Source organism: Geodermatophilus sp. SYSU D01176, from assembly GCF_054050015.1.
In genome coordinates, this window is record NZ_JBJGYN010000007.1 from 107540 (window position 1) to 124996 (window position 17457).

Consider the following 17457-nt stretch of genomic DNA (forward strand, 5'->3'; position numbering starts at 1 on the left):
GCCGCCGGCCGTCAAGCGGCGGTCAGTGCGCGGGCGCGGGCTCGTCGACCAGCTGCCAGGGCCGGACGACGGTCACGAGGACGGCGATGGCGAGCAGGAGCGCAGTGAGGATCACCGTGCCCATGGCCGCGGCGTCGTTGCCCAGCAGGCCGACGACCGGGGAGACCGCGGCGCCGACACCGAACTGCACCGCGCCCAGCAGCGCCGCGGCCGAGCCGGCCGACTCCCCGTGCCGGGACAGCGCCAGCGCCGGCGCGTTGGGCAGGGCCAGCCCGGAGGCGAAGAGCATCGCCCACAGCGGGACGACGACGCCGAGCAGCCCGCCAGTGCCGGTGACGGCCAGGCCGAGCAGCAGCGCGCCCGAAAGCGCCCCGGCGACCGTGCCGGCGATGAGCACCTGGGCCGGCGTCCAGCGGCGCAGCACCACCGGGTTGAGCTGCGTGGCGGCGATCAGCCAGAACGCGCCGGCGCCGAACAGCAGCCCGAACTGCTGCTCGTCGAGGCCGAACTGCCGCTGGAACACGAAGGACGATCCGGACACGTAGCTGAACAGCCCGGCCATCGTCAGCCCGGCGACCAGCACCAGACTGACGAACGTCCGGTCGCGGAGCAGCCCCCGGTAGGTCTGCAGCGTGCCGGCGACCCCGCGGGTGCTCCGGCGGGACGGCGGCAGCGTCTCGCGCAGCGCCAGCGCCCCGACGGCGAGCAGCAGCAGGCCGTAGCCGGCGAGGACGGCGAAGATGCCGCGCCAGCTCGTGACCCGCAGCAGCTCCCCGCCGAGGGTCGGCGCGAGCACCGGCGCGGCCCCGAGCACCAGGAACAGCCGGGACAGCATCGTGGCCGCCGCCCGCCCGGTGAACAGGTCGCGGACGACCGCCATGGCGACCACGGCGCCCGCCGCGGTGCCCACGCCCTGCAGCAGCCGCAGCGCGCCGAGGACCTCGATGCTGGGGGCCACCAGGACCAGCGCGGACGCCACCACGTACAGCGCCGTCCCGGCCAGCAGGGGTCCGCGCCGGCCGAACGCGTCCGACAGGGGGCCGAGCACGAGCTGCCCGAGGGCCAGGCCGACCAGGGTGCCGGTGAGCGTCAGCTGGACCATCGCCGACGTCGTCCCCAGCTCCGCGGAGATGGTGGGCAGCGCGGGCAGATACATGTCGATCGTCAGCGGCCCGACGGCGACGAAGGCGCCGAGGAGGAGGGCGAGCAGCGCCCGGTTGGGCGGCGCGGTCGCAGGGGTCGGGGGGAGCGTCGCGGTCGCGGCGCGGTCCTGCAGGTCGGTCACGGACGTCCATTCATCGAGGCGGTGGTGCGGGCGGCCCACGCTGGCCGGACCTCAGGGGCCAAGGCCGCACCACCGCCGTCCATTCCTGGCCGTGACCGACGCCGCTCACACCCCCAGTGGCTCCCGGGCGGTGGCGACCGCGCGGCGGGTGTCCTCGAGGACCAGGTCGTAGTTCACCTGGGCCGCCGCGGCCGCACCCGCCGCGGCTGCGGCGCCGACCTGGGCGGCCAGGTCGGTGACGTTGCCGGCGACCCACACGCCGGGGACGTCGCTGCGCCCGGTGGGGTCGGCGGCCAGGTGCTCGCCCATCCCCGAGGGGTGCGGCACCGGGGTGAGCCCGAGCCCGGCGAGGAACCCGGCGCGGGCGACCATGCGCGACTGCACGGTCACGGCCGCGCGCTCGACCACGGTGCCGTCGGCCAGGCGGACGCCGGCGAGGCGGTCGTCGACGACCTCCAGGGCCGCCACCTCGCCGGCCACGACGGGGATGCCCAGGGCGGCCAGCTGCTCGGCCTGCTCGCCGGTCGGCGCCGGCTGGGCGTGCGCGAAGAGGACGACGTCGGCGCTGAGCTGCCGGAACAGCAGCGCCTGGTGCACCGCCATCGGCCCGCAGGCCAGCACGCCGATGGCCTGGTCGCGGACCTCCCAGCCGTGGCAGTACGGGCAGTGCAGCACGTCGCGCCCCCAGCGCTCGCGCAGCCCGGGGACGACGGGCAGCTCGTCCACCAGCCCCGTGGTGACCAGCAGCCGGCGCGCGCGGGTGGTCCGCCCGTCCGCCAGCCCGACGGTGAACCCCTCGCCGTCCCGGGTCACCGAGGCGACCTCGCCGTCCACCACCGAGCCCCCGTAGGAGCGGACCTCGGCGCGGCCGCGCTCGAGCAGCTCCTCCGGCGGCATGCCCTCCCGGGCCAGCAGCCCGTGCACCCCTGTCGCGGGCGCGTTGCGCGGGGCGCCCGCGTCGAGCACCACCACCGACCGCCGCGAGCGCGCCAGCATCAGCGCGCCGTTCAGCCCCGCCGCGCCCCCGCCGATCACCACGACGTCGTACCCGTTCCCCAGTTCACCGGTCACCGTGACCACCTCCACGGCGACTGTGCGACCGCGGCGGCCTTGACGGCAAGGTTCGTTGCCAGGTCGGCAAGGTCTGCCCGATACGGGACGCGGCCGGATCCCTTGCCGACGCCGGCCGGCCCGGGGAACGCTGCCGCCATGGCCACGTTCCTCCTACTGCACGGCGGCCTCTGCCGGAGCTGGATCTGGGAGGACACGGTCGACGCCCTGTCCGCGGGCGGGCACGACGTCGAGGCGCTCGACCTGCCGAGCTCTGGACCGGAGCCCGCCTGCCTCGGTGGCCTCCAGGACGACGTGGCGACGGTGACCCGCGCGCTCGAGCGCAACGGCACGGGGACCGTGCTCGTCGGGCACTCGGGCGCCGGCATGGCGCTGGCCGAGCTGGCCGGCCACCCGGCGGTCCGGCACACCGTGTACGTGGCGGCGCTGCGTCCCCAGCGAGGTCAGTCCATCGCGGATCTGCTGGGGGGCCGGCTGCCGGACTGGATCCGCGTCCGCCCCGACGAGGGTGCCGCACAGGTCAGCGACGACGCCGACGTGGTGCGGCGAGCGCTGTGCGCGGACGTCGACGAGGACCGCTTCCTCCGGGACGTCTACCCGCGCTACGTCCTGATCTCGCTGAGGAGCCTCGCGGAGGTCAGCACGGCGCCCGCCTCCCGGCACGGGACGACCTATGTCGTCTGCGAACAGGACCAGGCCGTCCCGCCGGAGGCCCAGGAGGCCATGGCGGCCGACGCCGACCGGGTGGAGCGACTGGCGTCCTCGCACTCGCCGATGCTGTCGATGCCCGGTCGACTCGCGGAGGTGCTGGAGCGCGCGGCGACGGAGCCCTGACCCTCGTCGGACCGGCACGCCGGCCGGCTGGGCGCCGAGGGCCGGGGCGAGCGCCTCAGGTGCCGCAGAAGGTGCGGTAGGGGCCGGAGCCGCCCGGGGCCGGGGCCGCGTAGCGCTCGAGGCCGGGCCGCTCGTCGTAGGGACGGGCCAGCACCTCCAGCAGCCGCTCCAGCGGCGCCAGGTCGCCGTCGGTCGCGGCCGTCAGGGCCTCCTCGACGAGGTGGTTGCGCGGGATGTAGACGGGGTTGACCCGGTCCATCCCCTCGGCGTCCGGTTCGAGCGCCCGCCACCGCTCCAGCCAGGCGTCGAACGCCGCCAGGTCCAGGACCAGCAGGCGCGCGGGCTCGGCGTCCCCGCGGGCCGCGGCGCCCAGGGCGCGGAAGAACGTCGTGAGGTCGACGCGGCTCTGCTGCATGAGCGCCAGCAGGTCCTCGACGAGCGGGGTGGTGACCGCGTCGTCCAGACCCTCGGGCAGGCCGAGCTTGGCGCGCATGCCGGCCGACCAGGCGGCGTTGTACGCGGGGCGGAACCCCTGGAGGGCCGTCACCGCGAGGTCGACGGCGTGCTCCTGGTCGTCGGCGAGCAGCGGCAGGAGCGCCTCGGCGAAGCGGGCCAGGTTCCACTCCGCCACGATCGGCTGGTTGCCGTAGGCGTAGCGCCCGCCGACGTCGATCGAGCTGAAGACGGTGGCCGGGTCGAAGGCGTCGAGGAAGGCGCAGGGCCCGTAGTCGATCGTCTCGCCGGAGATCGTCGTGTTGTCGGTGTTCATGACCCCGTGCACGAAGCCGACCAGCATCCACTGCGCGACCAGCTCCGCCTGGGCCGCGACGACGGCCTCGAACAGCACGAGGTACGGGTTCTCCGCGTCGGCCGCGGCGGGGTGGTGGCGGTCGATCGCGTGGTCGGCGAGGCGGCGCAGCAGCTCGGCGTCCCCCGTGGCGCGGGCGTACTGGAAGCTGCCGACGCGCAGGTGGCTGCTGGCGACCCGGGCCAGGACGGCGCCCGGCAGCAGGGTCTCGCGGCGGATCGTGCGCCCGGTCGCCACCACAGCCAGAGAGCGGGTCGTCGGGATGCCGAGGGCGTGCACCGCCTCGCTGACCACGTACTCGCGCAGCATCGGCCCGACCGCGGCGAGCCCGTCACCGCCGCGGGAGAACGGGGTGCGCCCCGACCCCTTGAGGTGCAGGTCGCGCAGCCGGCCCCCGGCGTCGGTCAGCTCACCCAGCAGCAGCGCACGGCCGTCACCCAGGCGCGGGACGAACCCGCCGAACTGGTGCCCCGCGTAGGCCTGCGCGACCGGCCGGGCGCCGTCGGGGACGGCGGTGCCGGTCAGCAGGCCGATCCCCTCGGCGGTGCGCAGCGCGTCGGGGTCCAGGCCGAGCTCCGTGGCCAGCGCGTCGTTCAGCACGAGCAGCTCGGGATCCGGCACCTCGTCGCCCTGCCAGGGGATCGCCAGCTCCGGCAACTCGCGGGCGAAGCGGTCGTCGAAGGCAACGGTGGATGCGGGCGCGACACTCACGAAGTCGACAGCAAGCCCCGCGCCGCTGCTGTTCCCCGTCCCCCAGGATGTTCCCCGTCCCCCAGGAGATCGGTCCCTGCCCTGGCCGCCGTCGTCGGGACGGTCCCGGGGCACACCGTCGGACGGCGCCCGTGCCGCTGGGGTCCGAGGTCCTCCGCCGGCGGCTGCTCCGTGCGGGGCTCCGCGGCTGTCGTGAGGGGTGCCCGTACCCGGTGCGGACGCCGCTGCGCCCGGCCCGATCCGGCGGATCGACCGCACGGGCGGGCCGGGCGCAGCCGGACCCGCGACGGATCAGCCGTGGAGGAGCTTGCCGAACCGCCCACAGCTGTCGTCGATGGCCGCCTGGGCGGCCGGCGAGACCGCTCCCATGTCGAAGAAGCCGTGGATCATGCCGTCGTACCGCCGGACCTCGGCGGGCACGCCGGCTGCCTCCAGCGCCTCCCCGTAGGCCTCGCCCTCGTCCCGCAGCGGGTCGTACTCCGCGGTGACGATGACCGCGGGGGGCAGGCCGGACAGATCCGCGCCGTGCAGCGGGGACAGCCGGGCGTCCCTGGCGTCCTCCCAGGCTCCCGCGTAGTGGCCGTAGAACCAGTCCATCGTGTCCTTCTCGAGAAAGTAGCCCTTCGCGTTCTCGACCCGGGACGGGTACTCGCCCTCGGCGTCGACCGCTGGGTAGATGAGGAACTGCCCGGCCAGCGGAACGCCGTCGGCGTGCAGGTGCTGGGCCACGACGGCGGCCAGGTTGCCCCCCGCGCTGTCGCCGGCGACCGCGAGCCGCCCGTCGCCGCCGAGCTCGTCGAGGTGCTGGGCCACCCAGCGTGCCGCGGCCACCGCGTCCTCGGCCGCAGCGGGGAACGGGTGCTCGGGGGCGAGGCGGTAGTCGACGGCGATCACCACGGCCCGGGCCCCGCGGCAGACGTTGCGGGCCATGTTGTCGTGGGTGTCCAGGTCACCGATCACCCACCCGCCGCCGTGGAAGAACACGACGGTCGGGGAGGGCCCCTCGGGTCCGGGCCGGTAGACCCGCGCCCTGAGCTCGCCGTCGGCACCGGGGACGGTGCGGTCCTCGGTGCTCCCCACGGGGACGACCTGCTCGGGGGTGCGGGCGCCGTGGGTGAGCTGGAGGTACAGCGCTCGCCCGGCTTCGGGGCTGCCCTCGTACATGGGAGGCATTCCGGCCTCGTCGAGCATGGTGAGCATCGCGGCGATGTGCGGGTCGACCGGCACGGGGATCTCCTGACTCTGGGAGGGAGGGGACGGCGGGGTGCGAGCACCCCGCCGGTCGATCGGGTGGGGCGTCCTCAGCTGTAGAGGAGCGACGTGTCGTCGAGGTCGACCGCGGGCAGCGTCGTCCGCTCCTCGGCGTACTCGAGCAGGTGCCTCCACGGCTCCCGGTCGCCCTGCTTGAACATCCGGTCCACCGAGCGCACTACGTAGCCGGAGTTGAAGTTCTCCGGATCGGCCCAGGGCCGCAGCGGCATGTGCGCGTCCTCCGGACGCAGGGTCGGGACCACCATGGTCGCTCCCCTGTCCTGCATGTGCGCGAGCAGCCGGCACACCAGGTCGCTCACCAGGTCGGCGCGCAGCGTCCAACTGGCCCGGAAGTAGCCGAAGACGTAGGCCATGTTCGGCACGCCGCTGATCATGGTGCCGCGCCAGGTCACCCGGCCGGTGAAGTCGACCGGCTCCTCGTCGACGGTGAAGGCGACACCGCCGAAGAGACTGAGGTCGAACCCGGTGGCGGTGACGACGATGTCGGCCTCGACCTCCTCCCCGGAGGTCAGCCGGATCCCGGTCCCGGTGAAGGTCTCGATCGTGTCGGTGACCACCGAGGCCCGGCCCTCGCGGATCGCGGTGAACAGGTCACCGTCCGGGAGGACGGCGAGACGCTGCTGCCAGGGCCGGTAGCGGGGGTTGAAGTGCTTGTCGATGTCAAAGCCCTCGGGCAGCAGCGGGCGCATCGACTCGATCAGGAGGGCGCGCAGCTCGTCCGGGGACTCGAACGACATCCGCGTGATCTCGTCGCCCTCCGCGATGTAGGCACGCCGGAGGATCTCGTGCGTCCAGTCGTCGGGGATGTCCAGCGCCCGCAGGGTCTCCGCGAGCTCGTGGGTCTTGGGCCGGGCGAAGAAGAACGTCGGCGACCGCTGCAGCATCGTCACGTGCGCCGCGGTCTGCGCCATGGCTGGGACCAGTGTCGCCGCCGTGGCGCCGGACCCGATGACGACGACGCGCTTGCCGGCGTGGTCCAGGTCGTCGGGCCACTGCTGCGGGTGCACGACCACACCCCGGAACCGGTCCATGCCCTCCCACTGCGGCCGGTGGGGTTCCGCGTGGTCGTAGTAGCCCTGGCACATCCACAGGAAGTCGGTGGTGAGGCGCAGGTCCTCGCCGGTGTCCTCGCGGGCCACCTCCACGGTCCAGCGCCGGGCCTCGGTGGACCAGCTGGCGGCGGTCACCCGGTGCCGGTACCGGATCCGGTCGGCCAGGCCGTTCTCGTCGATCACCTCGTCGAGGTAGGCCAGGATCTCCTCCGAGGTGGCGATCGACGGTCCGCGCCACGGCTTGAACCGGTACCCGAAGGTGAACAGGTCGCTGTCGGACCGGACACCGGGGTACCGATGGGTCCACCACGTGCCGCCGCGGCTCTCCAGGGCGTCGAGGACGACGAACGACCTGCCGGGGAACCGCTCCCTCAGGTGGCGGGCAGCCCCGATGCCGGAGATCCCCGCCCCGACGATCAGGACGTCGACGTGCTCGGTCTCCTGCGCCGCCTCCACCGCCGGTTGGGTCAGCGTCATGCCCGCACCTCCACCATCTCCGTCACCTGGACCACACGGGACGTTAGGAACCGGCCTCGGTGTGAGCCATGGCACAATCGGCCACGAATTGAGAGATCCGGCCAACTCCGTGGATGCCGCCGCCCGCGGGACGGGCAGCGCGGCGCTGCTGTGCGCGCTCGCCGCAGAGCACGGCCTGCCGCCCGCCCGGGCGCTCGCCGACACCGGCATCGACGAGGCCGCGCTCAGCGACCCGGCCGCGGAGATCACCGCCGCCCAGGAGGTGCGCCTCATCGCCAGGCTCACAGCCGAGTTGCCCGAGACGGTCGGCCTGACGGCCGGCGCGCGCTACCGGCTGACGACCTACGGCATCTGGGGCTTCGCCCTCCTCTCGAGCCGCACCATCCGTGAGAGCAACGAGGTGGCCATGCGCTTCCTCGACCTGACCTACGCCCTGACGCGGATCACCGCTCAGGAGGACGACGGCGAGTTCGCGCTGTTCTTCGACGACCTCGATCTGCCCGAGCCGGTGCGGCGCTTCGTGCTGCTGCGCGACAGCACGGCGGCTCTGCAGCTCTGGCGGGAGAGGCTCGGCCAGGCGGTCGTGCCGCTGCACGTAGCGCTGCGGGAGCCTGCGCCCGCGGACCCGGGGCCGTACGAGGCAGCCTTCGGCGTCCGGCCCACCTTCGGGGCACCGCGCTCGGTCCTGGCCTTCGACGCCGCGCTGCTCGACCACCGACTCCCCCAGGCGGCCCCGCTGACCGCCGCTCTGTGCGAGGCGCAGTGCCGTGACCTTCTCGAGCGCCGCCAGTCCCGTCGCGGCACGAGCGGCCGGGTGCGCGACCTGCTGCTGCGCGATCCGCAGCGGATGCCCGGTCAGGATCGAGTCGCCGCTGCGCTCCACATGAGCGTGCGGACGCTCCGCCGTCACCTCGAGGAGGAGGGGACGAGCTTCCGCGTCGTCATCGAGCAGACCCGCGAGCACCTCGCGGAGGAGCTGCTCGTGACCGCCGGCCTGAGCATCGAGCAGGTCGCCGAGCGCATGGGCTACTCGGAGGCGTCGAGCTTCGTCCATGCCTTCCGGCGCTGGAAGGGCGTCAGCCCGGGCCGCTGGGCGCGGGCGGCCCGCACCAGGGCGGGCGGATGAGACCCGGCACGTGCACCGGCGGGTCCGGTGACCGGCGGACCGGGCAAGCCCACCCAGCCGCGAAGCCTCCGGTCCTGGCCGCACCACGTCGGTCGCTCGGCGTGGCGTGCGGAGCCGGCAGGTCAGCCGGGCCCGACCCGTCCGGTCAGACGGCGAGGACCGGCGCCCCCAGCCGGATCTCGCCGTCGGTGAGGACGTCGGCGCGCAACCCGCCGCGGTGGATCAGCGGCCGCAGGACCCCCGGTCCGCTGAGCCGGTCCAGGTGGACGCAGGGCTCGCACAGCCGGCGTCCCTCGCACAGCACGTCGCCGATGCGGAAGCGCCGTCCGACCAGGGCGTCGACGTCGATGCCGCGGGTGAGGACGTTGCGCCGGGTTCCGGCGAAGTCCAGCGCGTGCCCGGCCGCGGCCAGCTCGTCGAGCACCTCGGCGGCCATCAGCGTCAGGTCGTAGCCCGGACGCCGTCCGGCGCGGGGGGTGAACGTGCCGGCGCCCGCGGCGTACCGGTCGCCGTCCAACCCGCGGCCGGCGCGGGCCTGCGCCACCTCGACCAGCTGCATCGGCGCCTCCGCCGCGGGCGCCACGGCGAGGCCTGCGACGGTGCCGCGCAGCCCGGGCCCGGCCGGCCGGCGGCGCAGCACCGGGTCGAGGGAGGCGACGGCGTGGGCCTCGCGGATGCGCAGGTCCGCGGTGGCGCGGCCCAGGAGCCCCGGCGCCTGCGGGCTGAGCACGACGCCCGGTGGGGTGCCGAACGCCAGCACGGCCACCTGGTCCCCCGGGCAGGCCCCGTCCTCCACCACGGCGATCCACCACCCGGCCCACTGGAACCGCGGGGGGTCGGCGATGGGCACCAGCCCCGAGCCGTGCTCGGCCAGCCAGGTCCGCCACGCGCCCAGGGCGGAGGCGAGGTCGGCGCCGGCGGGCGGCAGCTCGGCCACCGGGACCTCGGTGACCGACGCCAGGCACGCGGCGAAGCCCCGGACCAGGGCGCTGTCGGGAGGACCGGGCGGCAGCTCGACGTCGTTCACAGGTCCTCCAGGAGGTCGGGGGGGTGACCGCTGACTGTGGCACCGCATCTGGGGCTGCCGGACTCAGGCCCCGCCGACACCACGGACGGCCAGGGAGACGGCGAGGGCCGCCATGACGGCGGCGATGACGCCGTCGAGGACCCGCCAGGCCGCCGGGCGGGCGAACACCGGCCGGAGCAGGCGGGCGCCGTAGCCCAGGCCGGCGAACCAGACCGTGCTGCCGAGACCCGCGCCGGCGGCGAACTGCCACCGGTGCTCGCCGTAGGTGGAGGCCATCGAGCCGAGGAGCACCACCGTGTCCAGGTACACGTGCGGGTTGAGCCAGGTCAGCGCCAGGCAGGTGCCGACGGTGGCCGCGAGGCCGGCGCGGGCACCGGCGGCATCCGGCAGCAGCGCGCCGGGGCGCAGCGCCCGTCGCGCGGCCAGCGCGCCGTAGCCGAGCAGGAACGCGGCTCCGGCGAGGCAGACCACCGGGACCAGCCACGGCAGCCACGACAGGGCCGCGCCGGCGCCCAGCACCCCGGCCACGATCAGCGCGAGGTCGGACAGGGCGCACACCGCCACCACCACGGCCACGTGCTCCAGGCGCAGCCCCTGCCGCAGGACGAAGGCGTTCTGGGCACCGATGGCGACGATCAGCCCCAGGCCGAGCGCGAGCCCGGACGCGACGGCGAGCAGCGCGGGGGTGGTCAGCACGCGTCGACGGTAGAAAGCGGTGGGGGCACCGTCCAACTCATGATCCTGACGCTTCATTAGCATCGCTTCATGGAACTGGACCTGGCGCAGCTGCGGGCGCTGGACGCGACCGTCCGCGGGGGCACGCTGGAGGCCGCCGCCCGGGCGCTGCACGTCACCCCCTCGGCGATCAGCCAGCGGTTGCGCGCGCTGGAGGTCGCGACCGGCCGGATCCTTCTGGTGCGGACCAAGCCGGTGCAGGTCACCGAGTCCGGGCAGGCGGTGCTGCGGCTGGCCCGGCAGGTCGACCTGCTCACCGCCGACGTCGCCCGCGAGCTCCGCGGGGACCCCTCCGCCGAGGAGGTCCCCACGCTGCCGATCGCGGTCAACGCCGACTCCATGGCCACCTGGGTGCTGCCCGCGCTGGCGCCCCTGGCCGGCGACGTCTGCGTCGACCTCCACCGCGAGGACCAGGAGCACACCAGCGCCCTGCTGCGCGCCGGCACGGTCATGGCGGCGGTGACAGCGGACGCCGAGCCGGTGCCCGGCTGCACCTCCACCCGCCTGGGCGGCATGCGCTACCGGCCGATGGCCGCGCCCGGCTTCGCGCGGCGCTGGTTCCCCGCGGGCCCCACCGCCGAGTCGCTCGCCCGCGCCCCGGTCGTCGTCTTCGACCGCAAGGACGACCTGCAGCACCGCTACCTGCACGCGCAGGCCGGGCCGGACGTCGCCCCACCGGTGCACCACGTGCCCGCGTCGGCGGACTTCGTCGCCGCCGTCGCCCTCGGCCTGGGCTGGGGCATGGTGCCCGACCTCCAGGCGCGGGCAGCGCCGGCGGAACTGGTCGTCCTCGACCCGGCCGCCGCGGTGGACGTCGTCCTGCACTGGCAGCAGTGGCGGCTGCGCTCGGCCACCCTCGACCGCGTCCGCGAGGCCGTGCTGGCGGCGGCCGGCCGCGACCTGGACCAGCCCGGCGCGGGGTCGACCGGCGGCGGACCGCCCGTGCCCCGGACGCCCACCCAGCCGCACGGCCTATAGTCCTGGCCTCCGGCTCAGCGGGACGGTGCCGGGTACATCCCCGTCGCGGAGCTCGGCCGGCGGCGAGATGCGGGAGGCGACGTGCCGCACTCCACCAGCTCGCTCATGCGGGCGACCGCCTGGCTGATGCTGGCGCTCGGGGCGGTCTACGGGATCTCCCTCGTGCCCGGGGTCCGATCGGGGCCGGGCTACCGGGCGGATCTCGACTGGTGGCTCAACATGACCGTCGACGGCCTGGTCATCCTCGTGGTCCTGCTCCGCGTCGTGGCCGACCGCAGGGACCGGGCGGCCTGGGCGTGCATGGCCGCGGGGCTCGTGGCCGCCTTCGCCGGCAGCACCACGTACTTCGCCTACTACCAGCACCTCGACCCGATCCCGAGCCCCTCCTGGGCGGATGCGGGGTGGCTGCTCTTCTACACCCTCCTGGCCGTCGGGCTGGTGCTGCGGCTGCGCACCCGGGCGCGCAGGATGCCCGCCAGCCTGTCGCTGGACGGCCTGATCGCCGGCCTGACGGCCGCGGCCCTGGGGGAGAACTACCTCGACGGGGCGCACGTGCCCTTCGGGCACGACGGTGTCGACGTGCTGACCGCGGCCTACCCGTTCGCCGACCTGCTGCTCCTGGCCCTGGCGGTCGCCACGCTGGCCATCCTCGGCCGGGGTGCCGGCTGGTCCTGGTGGCTGCTCTGCGCCTCCTTCGTGACCTTCTTCGTGACCGACGCGGTCTACGCGGGCCTGGTGGCCGACGACGCCTACGTCGGGGGCGAGCCGGTCGACCTGGGGTGGCTGCTGGCCCGGCGGCTGCTGGCCGGCGCGGCGCTGGCATCCCTGCGCGCGCCGGAGTCCCGGACCGTGGACCTGGAGGGGGTCACCGTCCTGGTCCTGCCCGGGGCCTGCGGTCTCGCCGTCCTCGGCCTGCTGTTCCACGGCAGCACCTCGGGGATCAACCCGGTCGCCGCGGTCCTCGGGCTGGCCGCCGGCGTGCTCATGGTCGGGCGGACGGCGCTGACGTTCCGCGAGCTGCGGACGCTCACCGAGGCGCGCCAGCGCGCGCTGAGCGAACGCCTCATCGAGGCCCAGGACGACGAGCGGGCCCGCATCGCCGCCGACGTCCACGACGACCCCGTCCAGGCGCTGGCCGCCGTGGACCTGCGCCTGGGCGCCCTGCAGAACCGGTTGCGCGCGGGGGCACCGGAAGAGGTCGCCGGGGTGGAGGCCGTGCTGGACGCCGTCCACGGCGCGAGCCTGCGGCTGCGCCACCTGCTGTTCGAGCTGGAGACGCCGGTCCTCGACGCGTCACTGACCGACGGGCTGCGGGACGCGGCGGCCCAGGTGTTCGAGGACAGCGACGTCGTGTGGTCGGTCGAGGAGCGCGGGCGGGCCCCCCTCCCCCAGCAGGTGCGGGTGTCGGCGTACCGGATCGCCCGCGAGGCGATGGTCAACGTCCGGAAGCACGCAGGGGCGCACCACGTCAGGATCACCGTCGACGCGACCGGGCGTGGCGTGGAGGTGCACGTCGTGGACGACGGCGGAGGGGTGGACGTCACGGCGTCGGCGCGCTCGGGACGCCGGCACTCCGGTGTGGTGGGGATGCGGGACCGTGCGCTGGCGTCGGGCGGGTGGTGGCGGTCCCGGCCCGGCCCGGGTGGCGTCGGCACCGCCGTGTCGTTCGCCCTCCCCGTGGCGGGCGTGGCGGTCGCCGGCGGCTCGGTGGCGGGGCCCCGGTCAGCGGGAGAGCAGCCGGCGGACGAGGTCGGCCGCGCCGGGCACGCCCACGACGAGGTGGCCGTCCACGCACCGGCGCAGCAGCACGGGGAGGTCGCCGGCGAGGGTCCCCTTGAGCAGGTAGGCGGAGGCGCCGGCGGCCAGCACGCGCGTCCACGTCGCCGGGTCCGCCTGCGCTGAGACCGCGGTGACGACGGGCCGGTGGGGCAGCGCGACCAGTCGCCGGACCAGGTCCGGGCCGCCGCCCGGCATCCGCACGTCGGTCAGGACGAGCGCCGCCCGGTGCTCGCGGACGACCGCCACCGCGTCGTCGCCGGTGGTCGCCTGCGCCACGACGCGGAAGTCCGGCTCCTGTCCCAGCAGCCCGGCGAGGGCGGATCCGACCTGCGCGTCGTCATCGGCGATGACGACCGTGATCTCGCCGCGGACAGTGGCCACAGGAGCACGCTCACCCACGCCGTCCCGGTTGTCGTGATGCGCGCGCACCACCCGGGTAGTGCGCGCGCGCCAGACGCCACCCCGTGTGAGGCGTGCCAGACTCGGAACGTGACCCGGCCCGACGCACCAGAGGGGTCCGCCGCCGCGAGGGTCCGGGTCGTGATCGTGGACGACCACCAGATGTTCGCCGCCAGCCTCGCCCAGGCCCTGCAGTCCGAGCCGGACCTGCTGGTCGTCGGGCAGGGGGCGTCGATCGCCGAGGCGCGCACCCTGACGGCGTCGGCCGCACCCGACGTCGTCCTCCTGGACCACCGCCTGCCCGACGGAGACGGGGTGGGGGCGATCGCCGGGCTGCACCGCATCCGGCCCTCCGCGAAGATCGTGGTGCTCACCGCCACGACCTCCGACCGGGTCCTCGTCGCCGCCATGGAGGCCGGTGCCGCCGGGTTCATCGCCAAGACCCAACGGCTGGACGACGTGATCGGGGGCGTGCGGGCCGCCGCCCAGGGCGAATCGGTGGTCAGCGCCAAGCTGCTCACCCGGCTCCTGCCCCGCCTGCACCGGCAGAGCGGCGGGGTCGGGGCCGAGCTCACCGAGCGGGAGCGCGAGATCCTCGACCTGCTGGCGCGGGGGCTGTCCAACGCCGACATCGCCCAGCAGCTGACGATCAGCGTGCACACCGTCCGCAACCACGTGGCGAACCTCTCCGCCAAGCTCGGCGCGCACTCCAAGCTCGAGGTCCTGTCGATCGCCGTCCGGGAGGGCCTGGTCGAGGGCATCTGACCGCCGGCCGGCGGCGCGGACACGCCCGCTGGCTAGTGCACGCGCACCAGGCGGTTGGCACGGGCGCATCTGGCCGCGGCCCGGCTGCCGCCACACCCTGGAGGGCGGTCGGTGCGCGCCCGCGCGCCGGGAGGCCCACCGACAGGGGAGCAGGCACGTGGCCAGGACGCAGCACGGGGCGGATGCGCCGCGCGCGGCCGAGGAGGACGCCGGGCACCAGCCCAGCGCGGCTGCCGCCGGCGAGGAGCCGACCGCTGCCGGCGGGCCGCCGACCGCGCTGCTGTCGTGCTCGCTGTCGGGCACGGTGCTGACGGCGGGCGCAGCGCTCGCGCGGCTGTCGGGCCGGCCCCTCGGCGAGGTGGCCGGCGTCTCCGCCCACGAGCTGCTGCACCCGTCCTCGCACGACCTGCTGGAGTACGTCCTGCGGGTGGCACGCGGCGGCGTCGCGTCCGGGTCCGCGACCTTCCGGCTCCGGCACACCGACGGCTCGCACGCCGACGTCCCCACGACCTGGTCGGCGCTGGCCGGTCCGAGCGCGGACTCCACGCAGCTGGTGTTCGTCCGCGCCGACGTGGCGGTCGCGGACCTGACCTTCGGGCCGCGGCCGGCGCAGCAGCCGCGGGCCGCCGCGCTCCGGGAGGGGCCGGGCCAGCAGCCGGACCGCCCGCAGCTGCTCGACCGGCTGACGTGCGCCCTGGCCAGGGCCGAGCGCTGCACCGCCGTCCTGATGGTCGACCTGGACAACTTCCGGATGGTCAACGCCTCGCGCGGGCACGACGTCGGCGACCGGCTGCTGGCCGGGATCGGCGCCCGCCTGCGGGCGGCCGCGGCGGGCTCGCGGATCGTCGCCCGCTGCGGTGACGACGAGTTCGCCGTCGTCTGCGAGGACACCGACGAGCAGCAGGCGCACGCGCTGGCCCGCCGGCTCCTCGACGCGGTCGCCGAGCCCTTCCGCCTGGACGACGCCACCGTGCACCTGACGGCATCCATCGGGGTCGCCGTCGCCCCGGTGGCGCCCGCGGTCTCGGCGACGGACCTGCTGCGCCACGCCGACACGGCCGTGCACGCGGGGAAGAGCGCCGGGCGCGGCCGGGTGCACGTCTTCGAGCAGACGCTCGGCGAGGGCGTGGAGCGCCAGTACGCCCTCGCCACCGACCTGCGGGCGGCGCTGGCGGACGAGGCGGTCCACCTGGAGTACCAGCCGATCGTGGACCTGCGGTCGGGCGCCGTCGTCGGCCTGGAGGCCCTGGCCCGCTGGACGCACCCGGAGCGCGGCCCCGGGTCGCCCGGCAGTTTCGTGCCCGTCGCTGAGCTCAGCGGGCTGGCTCCCGAGCTCGACCGCTGGATCCTCCGGCGCGCCCTGCGCGACATGGCCCGGCTGCGCCGGGCGGGCGCCGTGCCCGAGGACGCGTACGTCGCCGTGAACCTGTCGGCCGCCAGCCTGACCGACACCTCCTTCCCCGGCGACCTGGTCGGCTGGATCGGGCAGGCCGGCCTGCCCGCCGGCCGGGTGGTCCTCGAGATCACCGAGACCGCGATCATGCAGAACACCGGTGTCGCGGTGGAGCTGCTGCGCGACCTCCGCGAGCACGGCATCCGGGTCGCGATGGACGACTTCGGGACGGGGTACAGCTCGCTGGCCCACCTCCGGGACCTCCCCATCTCGGCGCTGAAGATCGACCGCAGCTTCGTCGCGGACATCGCCGAGCAGCGGGACGCGCTGGCCATCGTGACGTGGATCGTCGACCTCGCCCGGGCGGTCGGGGTCACCGTCGTCGCCGAGGGCGTCGAGACCACCGAGCAGGTGGCGCTCCTCCAGGGGCTCGGCTGCGTCACCGCGCAGGGCTGGCTCTGGGGGCCCGCCGCCCCGGTGACCGCGCTGCTGGGCAGGCGCACCTGGACGAGGCCGCTCACGACGACCGCGACCCCCGTCGCTCCCCCCAGGACGACGACGCGCGACGCCGGTGTGTCGCACAGTCTGCAGAGGCTGATCGAGCTGCACCGGAACGGCGCGTCCGTCGCCACCATCGCGGCCACGCTGAACGCCGAGCGGCTCGCCACCCCGACGGGGGTGCGTTGGCACGGAGGCAGCGTCGCCCGCGTCCTCGCCCACCGAATCCGTCGGTGCGCCGGACCGCCGGACGCCGCCGCGAGGCCGAGGCGCCTGGCGTGGCGCCGGCAGCCGGCCGCCCATCCGCTGTCCTGACCCTCGCCGGCGGCACCGCGCGTCAACCGAACGGGATGGAGAGGCACCGGATGGAACCGAGCGAGTGGGTCACCTGGGAGGACTGCCCGCACTGCCGGCGGCCGGCGGCTGTCGGCTGGATCGGCGGGCGGCCCACCGAGTTCGACTGTCCCCGCGGCTGCCGCCTCAGCGCGGAGCAGATCCACACCCTCGCCGCCAGGCGCGGGCGACCGCCGGTCGACGGACTGGTGCGCGGCATCTCCTGATCCGGTGCGCCGGCCGGGCGCGGTGGCCGACCACCGCAATTCGTGTCGGACGACGGACGAGTAGACCTGTACGCCAGGGACTGTCGAGGACATGCGGCAAGCGTCGAGCGATTGTGAATGGGACATCCGACCTGCGCCGCTGCGGTTGGACGGGTTGGCAGCTGTTGGGGCCCGCGGACGAGTTGCGGACAACTCGCGGACGCGCCCACCGTCGTCGTTCGGGATTCCGACACGACTTGCGCACGCCCCATCGCCCGTCCGGCCGAAGAGTGAGGGAGGCGGCTGGGTCGTCGCCCCGGTGACCGGTCACGCCGTCAGCCTCGTTCCGCTCAGGACTCGTTCAGGTCGGTGCCTGGTCTCTTGCGGACGACCTCGACTGGGCCTTGGTCGTCGAGCCATCGAACCGCGTACACGCTGTCGACAGGATGCACGCGAACCGTGCGCTGCCCGCTGTCCCAGAGGTCCAGGATCTCGTCCGGGGCGTCGCGCAGGTCCCTGTTGTCACCGACCGGCTCCTCCGCTCCGTCGGCCACCACCCACACGTCGGCGGTCGTGCTGGGGGGACTGCCCCCAGTCCGGTTGACTCGTTCCGGTAGGGGTTAGGCCGCTGCTGCGGCGTGGGTGAGTGTCTCGTACTCGACGGGCGTGAGTCGGCCGAGTCGGCGTTGCCGGCGGCGGCGGTGATAC

At 75.2% G+C, this 17457-nt stretch carries 15 protein-coding genes and 1 pseudogene; 7 read left to right on the plus strand and 9 right to left on the minus strand.

The window, feature by feature from the left end:
* Positions 1–22 precede the first annotated feature (22 nt).
* A complete protein-coding gene (locus ACI78Z_RS06505) occupies positions 23–1285 on the minus strand; it encodes a multidrug effflux MFS transporter (protein WP_457035711.1) in 1263 nt (420 codons plus the stop codon).
* A 105-nt stretch (positions 1286–1390) separates the two neighbouring features.
* On the minus strand, positions 1391–2356 hold the full coding sequence (locus ACI78Z_RS06510; protein WP_457035712.1) for an NAD(P)/FAD-dependent oxidoreductase: 966 nt from the start codon (positions 2354–2356) through the stop codon (positions 1391–1393).
* A gap of 138 nt (positions 2357–2494) precedes the next feature.
* Between ACI78Z_RS06510 and ACI78Z_RS06515 the strand changes: the two genes are divergently transcribed.
* On the plus strand, positions 2495–3190 hold the full coding sequence (locus tag ACI78Z_RS06515) for an alpha/beta fold hydrolase (protein ID WP_457035713.1): 696 nt from the start codon (positions 2495–2497) through the stop codon (positions 3188–3190).
* A 55-nt stretch (positions 3191–3245) separates the two neighbouring features.
* On the opposite strand, the gene ACI78Z_RS06520 is transcribed toward ACI78Z_RS06515, so the two are convergent.
* From ACI78Z_RS06520 to ACI78Z_RS06530, 3 genes are all read right to left on the minus strand, one after another.
* Positions 3246–4709, minus strand: a complete 1464-nt coding sequence (locus ACI78Z_RS06520) for a protein adenylyltransferase SelO (RefSeq protein WP_457035714.1) — start codon at positions 4707–4709, stop codon at positions 3246–3248.
* Between the two features lie 291 nt (positions 4710–5000).
* Positions 5001–5936, minus strand: coding sequence for an alpha/beta hydrolase (locus tag ACI78Z_RS06525; RefSeq protein WP_457035715.1), 936 nt, complete (start codon positions 5934–5936; stop codon positions 5001–5003).
* Between the two features lie 74 nt (positions 5937–6010).
* Complete coding sequence (locus tag ACI78Z_RS06530) at positions 6011–7510, minus strand: flavin-containing monooxygenase (RefSeq protein ID WP_457035716.1); 1500 nt, start codon at positions 7508–7510, stop codon at positions 6011–6013.
* 61 nt (positions 7511–7571) lie between these two features.
* Here ACI78Z_RS06530 and ACI78Z_RS06535 point away from each other — a divergent pair, with 61 nt between their 5' ends.
* Positions 7572–8636 carry an AraC family transcriptional regulator gene (locus ACI78Z_RS06535; protein ID WP_457035717.1) on the plus strand — a complete coding sequence of 355 codons (1065 nt, stop codon included), beginning with the start codon at positions 7572–7574 and terminating at the stop codon, positions 8634–8636.
* Between the two features lie 145 nt (positions 8637–8781).
* Here the strand turns inward: ACI78Z_RS06535 and ACI78Z_RS06540 are convergent, their stop codons facing one another.
* Positions 8782–9663 carry an MOSC domain-containing protein gene (locus ACI78Z_RS06540; protein ID WP_457035718.1) on the minus strand — a complete coding sequence of 294 codons (882 nt, stop codon included), beginning with the start codon at positions 9661–9663 and terminating at the stop codon, positions 8782–8784.
* Between the two features lie 63 nt (positions 9664–9726).
* Complete coding sequence (locus tag ACI78Z_RS06545) at positions 9727–10359, minus strand: LysE/ArgO family amino acid transporter (protein WP_457035719.1); 633 nt, start codon at positions 10357–10359, stop codon at positions 9727–9729.
* Positions 10360–10428: 69 nt separating this feature from the next.
* On the opposite strand from ACI78Z_RS06545, the gene ACI78Z_RS06550 reads away from it, so the two are divergent.
* The gene (locus tag ACI78Z_RS06550; RefSeq protein WP_457035720.1) at positions 10429–11376 is read left to right on the plus strand and encodes a LysR family transcriptional regulator ArgP; all 948 of its coding nucleotides are present in this window, start codon (positions 10429–10431) and stop codon (positions 11374–11376) included.
* 984 nt (positions 11377–12360) lie between these two features.
* Positions 12361–13044 (plus strand): annotated as a pseudogene (locus ACI78Z_RS06555) (sensor histidine kinase); the annotation flags it as partial.
* Positions 13045–13098: 54 nt separating this feature from the next.
* Here the strand turns inward: ACI78Z_RS06555 and ACI78Z_RS06560 are convergent.
* Positions 13099–13536 carry a response regulator gene (locus ACI78Z_RS06560; RefSeq protein ID WP_457035721.1) on the minus strand — a complete coding sequence of 146 codons (438 nt, stop codon included), beginning with the start codon at positions 13534–13536 and terminating at the stop codon, positions 13099–13101.
* A 159-nt stretch (positions 13537–13695) separates the two neighbouring features.
* Between ACI78Z_RS06560 and ACI78Z_RS06565 the strand changes: the two genes are divergently transcribed.
* From ACI78Z_RS06565 to ACI78Z_RS06575, 3 genes are all read left to right on the plus strand, one after another.
* Positions 13696–14319 (plus strand): response regulator, encoded by a 624-nt coding sequence (locus tag ACI78Z_RS06565; RefSeq protein WP_457035722.1) that lies wholly within the window; start codon positions 13696–13698, stop codon positions 14317–14319.
* A gap of 157 nt (positions 14320–14476) precedes the next feature.
* Positions 14477–16525: an EAL domain-containing protein gene (locus tag ACI78Z_RS06570; RefSeq protein WP_457035723.1), complete on the plus strand. Its 2049-nt coding sequence runs from the start codon at positions 14477–14479 to the stop codon at positions 16523–16525.
* A 50-nt stretch (positions 16526–16575) separates the two neighbouring features.
* A complete protein-coding gene (locus ACI78Z_RS06575) occupies positions 16576–16770 on the plus strand; it encodes a hypothetical protein (RefSeq protein WP_457035724.1) in 195 nt (64 codons plus the stop codon).
* 329 nt (positions 16771–17099) lie between these two features.
* Here the strand turns inward: ACI78Z_RS06575 and ACI78Z_RS06580 are convergent, their stop codons facing one another.
* Entirely contained in the window at positions 17100–17312 is a 213-nt protein-coding gene (locus ACI78Z_RS06580) for a hypothetical protein (RefSeq protein WP_457035725.1), read from the minus strand.
* Between the last annotated feature and the right edge of the window lie 145 nt (positions 17313–17457).

Coding starts and splice junctions, on each gene's coding strand:
- ACI78Z_RS06515 (WP_457035713.1), top strand. CDS start 2,495: ATGGCCACGTTCCTCCTACTGCACGGCGGCCTCTGCCGGAGCTGGATC.
- ACI78Z_RS06530 (WP_457035716.1), bottom strand. CDS start 7,510: ATGACGCTGACCCAACCGGCGGTGGAGGCGGCGCAGGAGACCGAGCAC.
- ACI78Z_RS06550 (WP_457035720.1), top strand. CDS start 10,429: ATGGAACTGGACCTGGCGCAGCTGCGGGCGCTGGACGCGACCGTCCGC.
- ACI78Z_RS06575 (WP_457035724.1), top strand. CDS start 16,576: ATGGAACCGAGCGAGTGGGTCACCTGGGAGGACTGCCCGCACTGCCGG.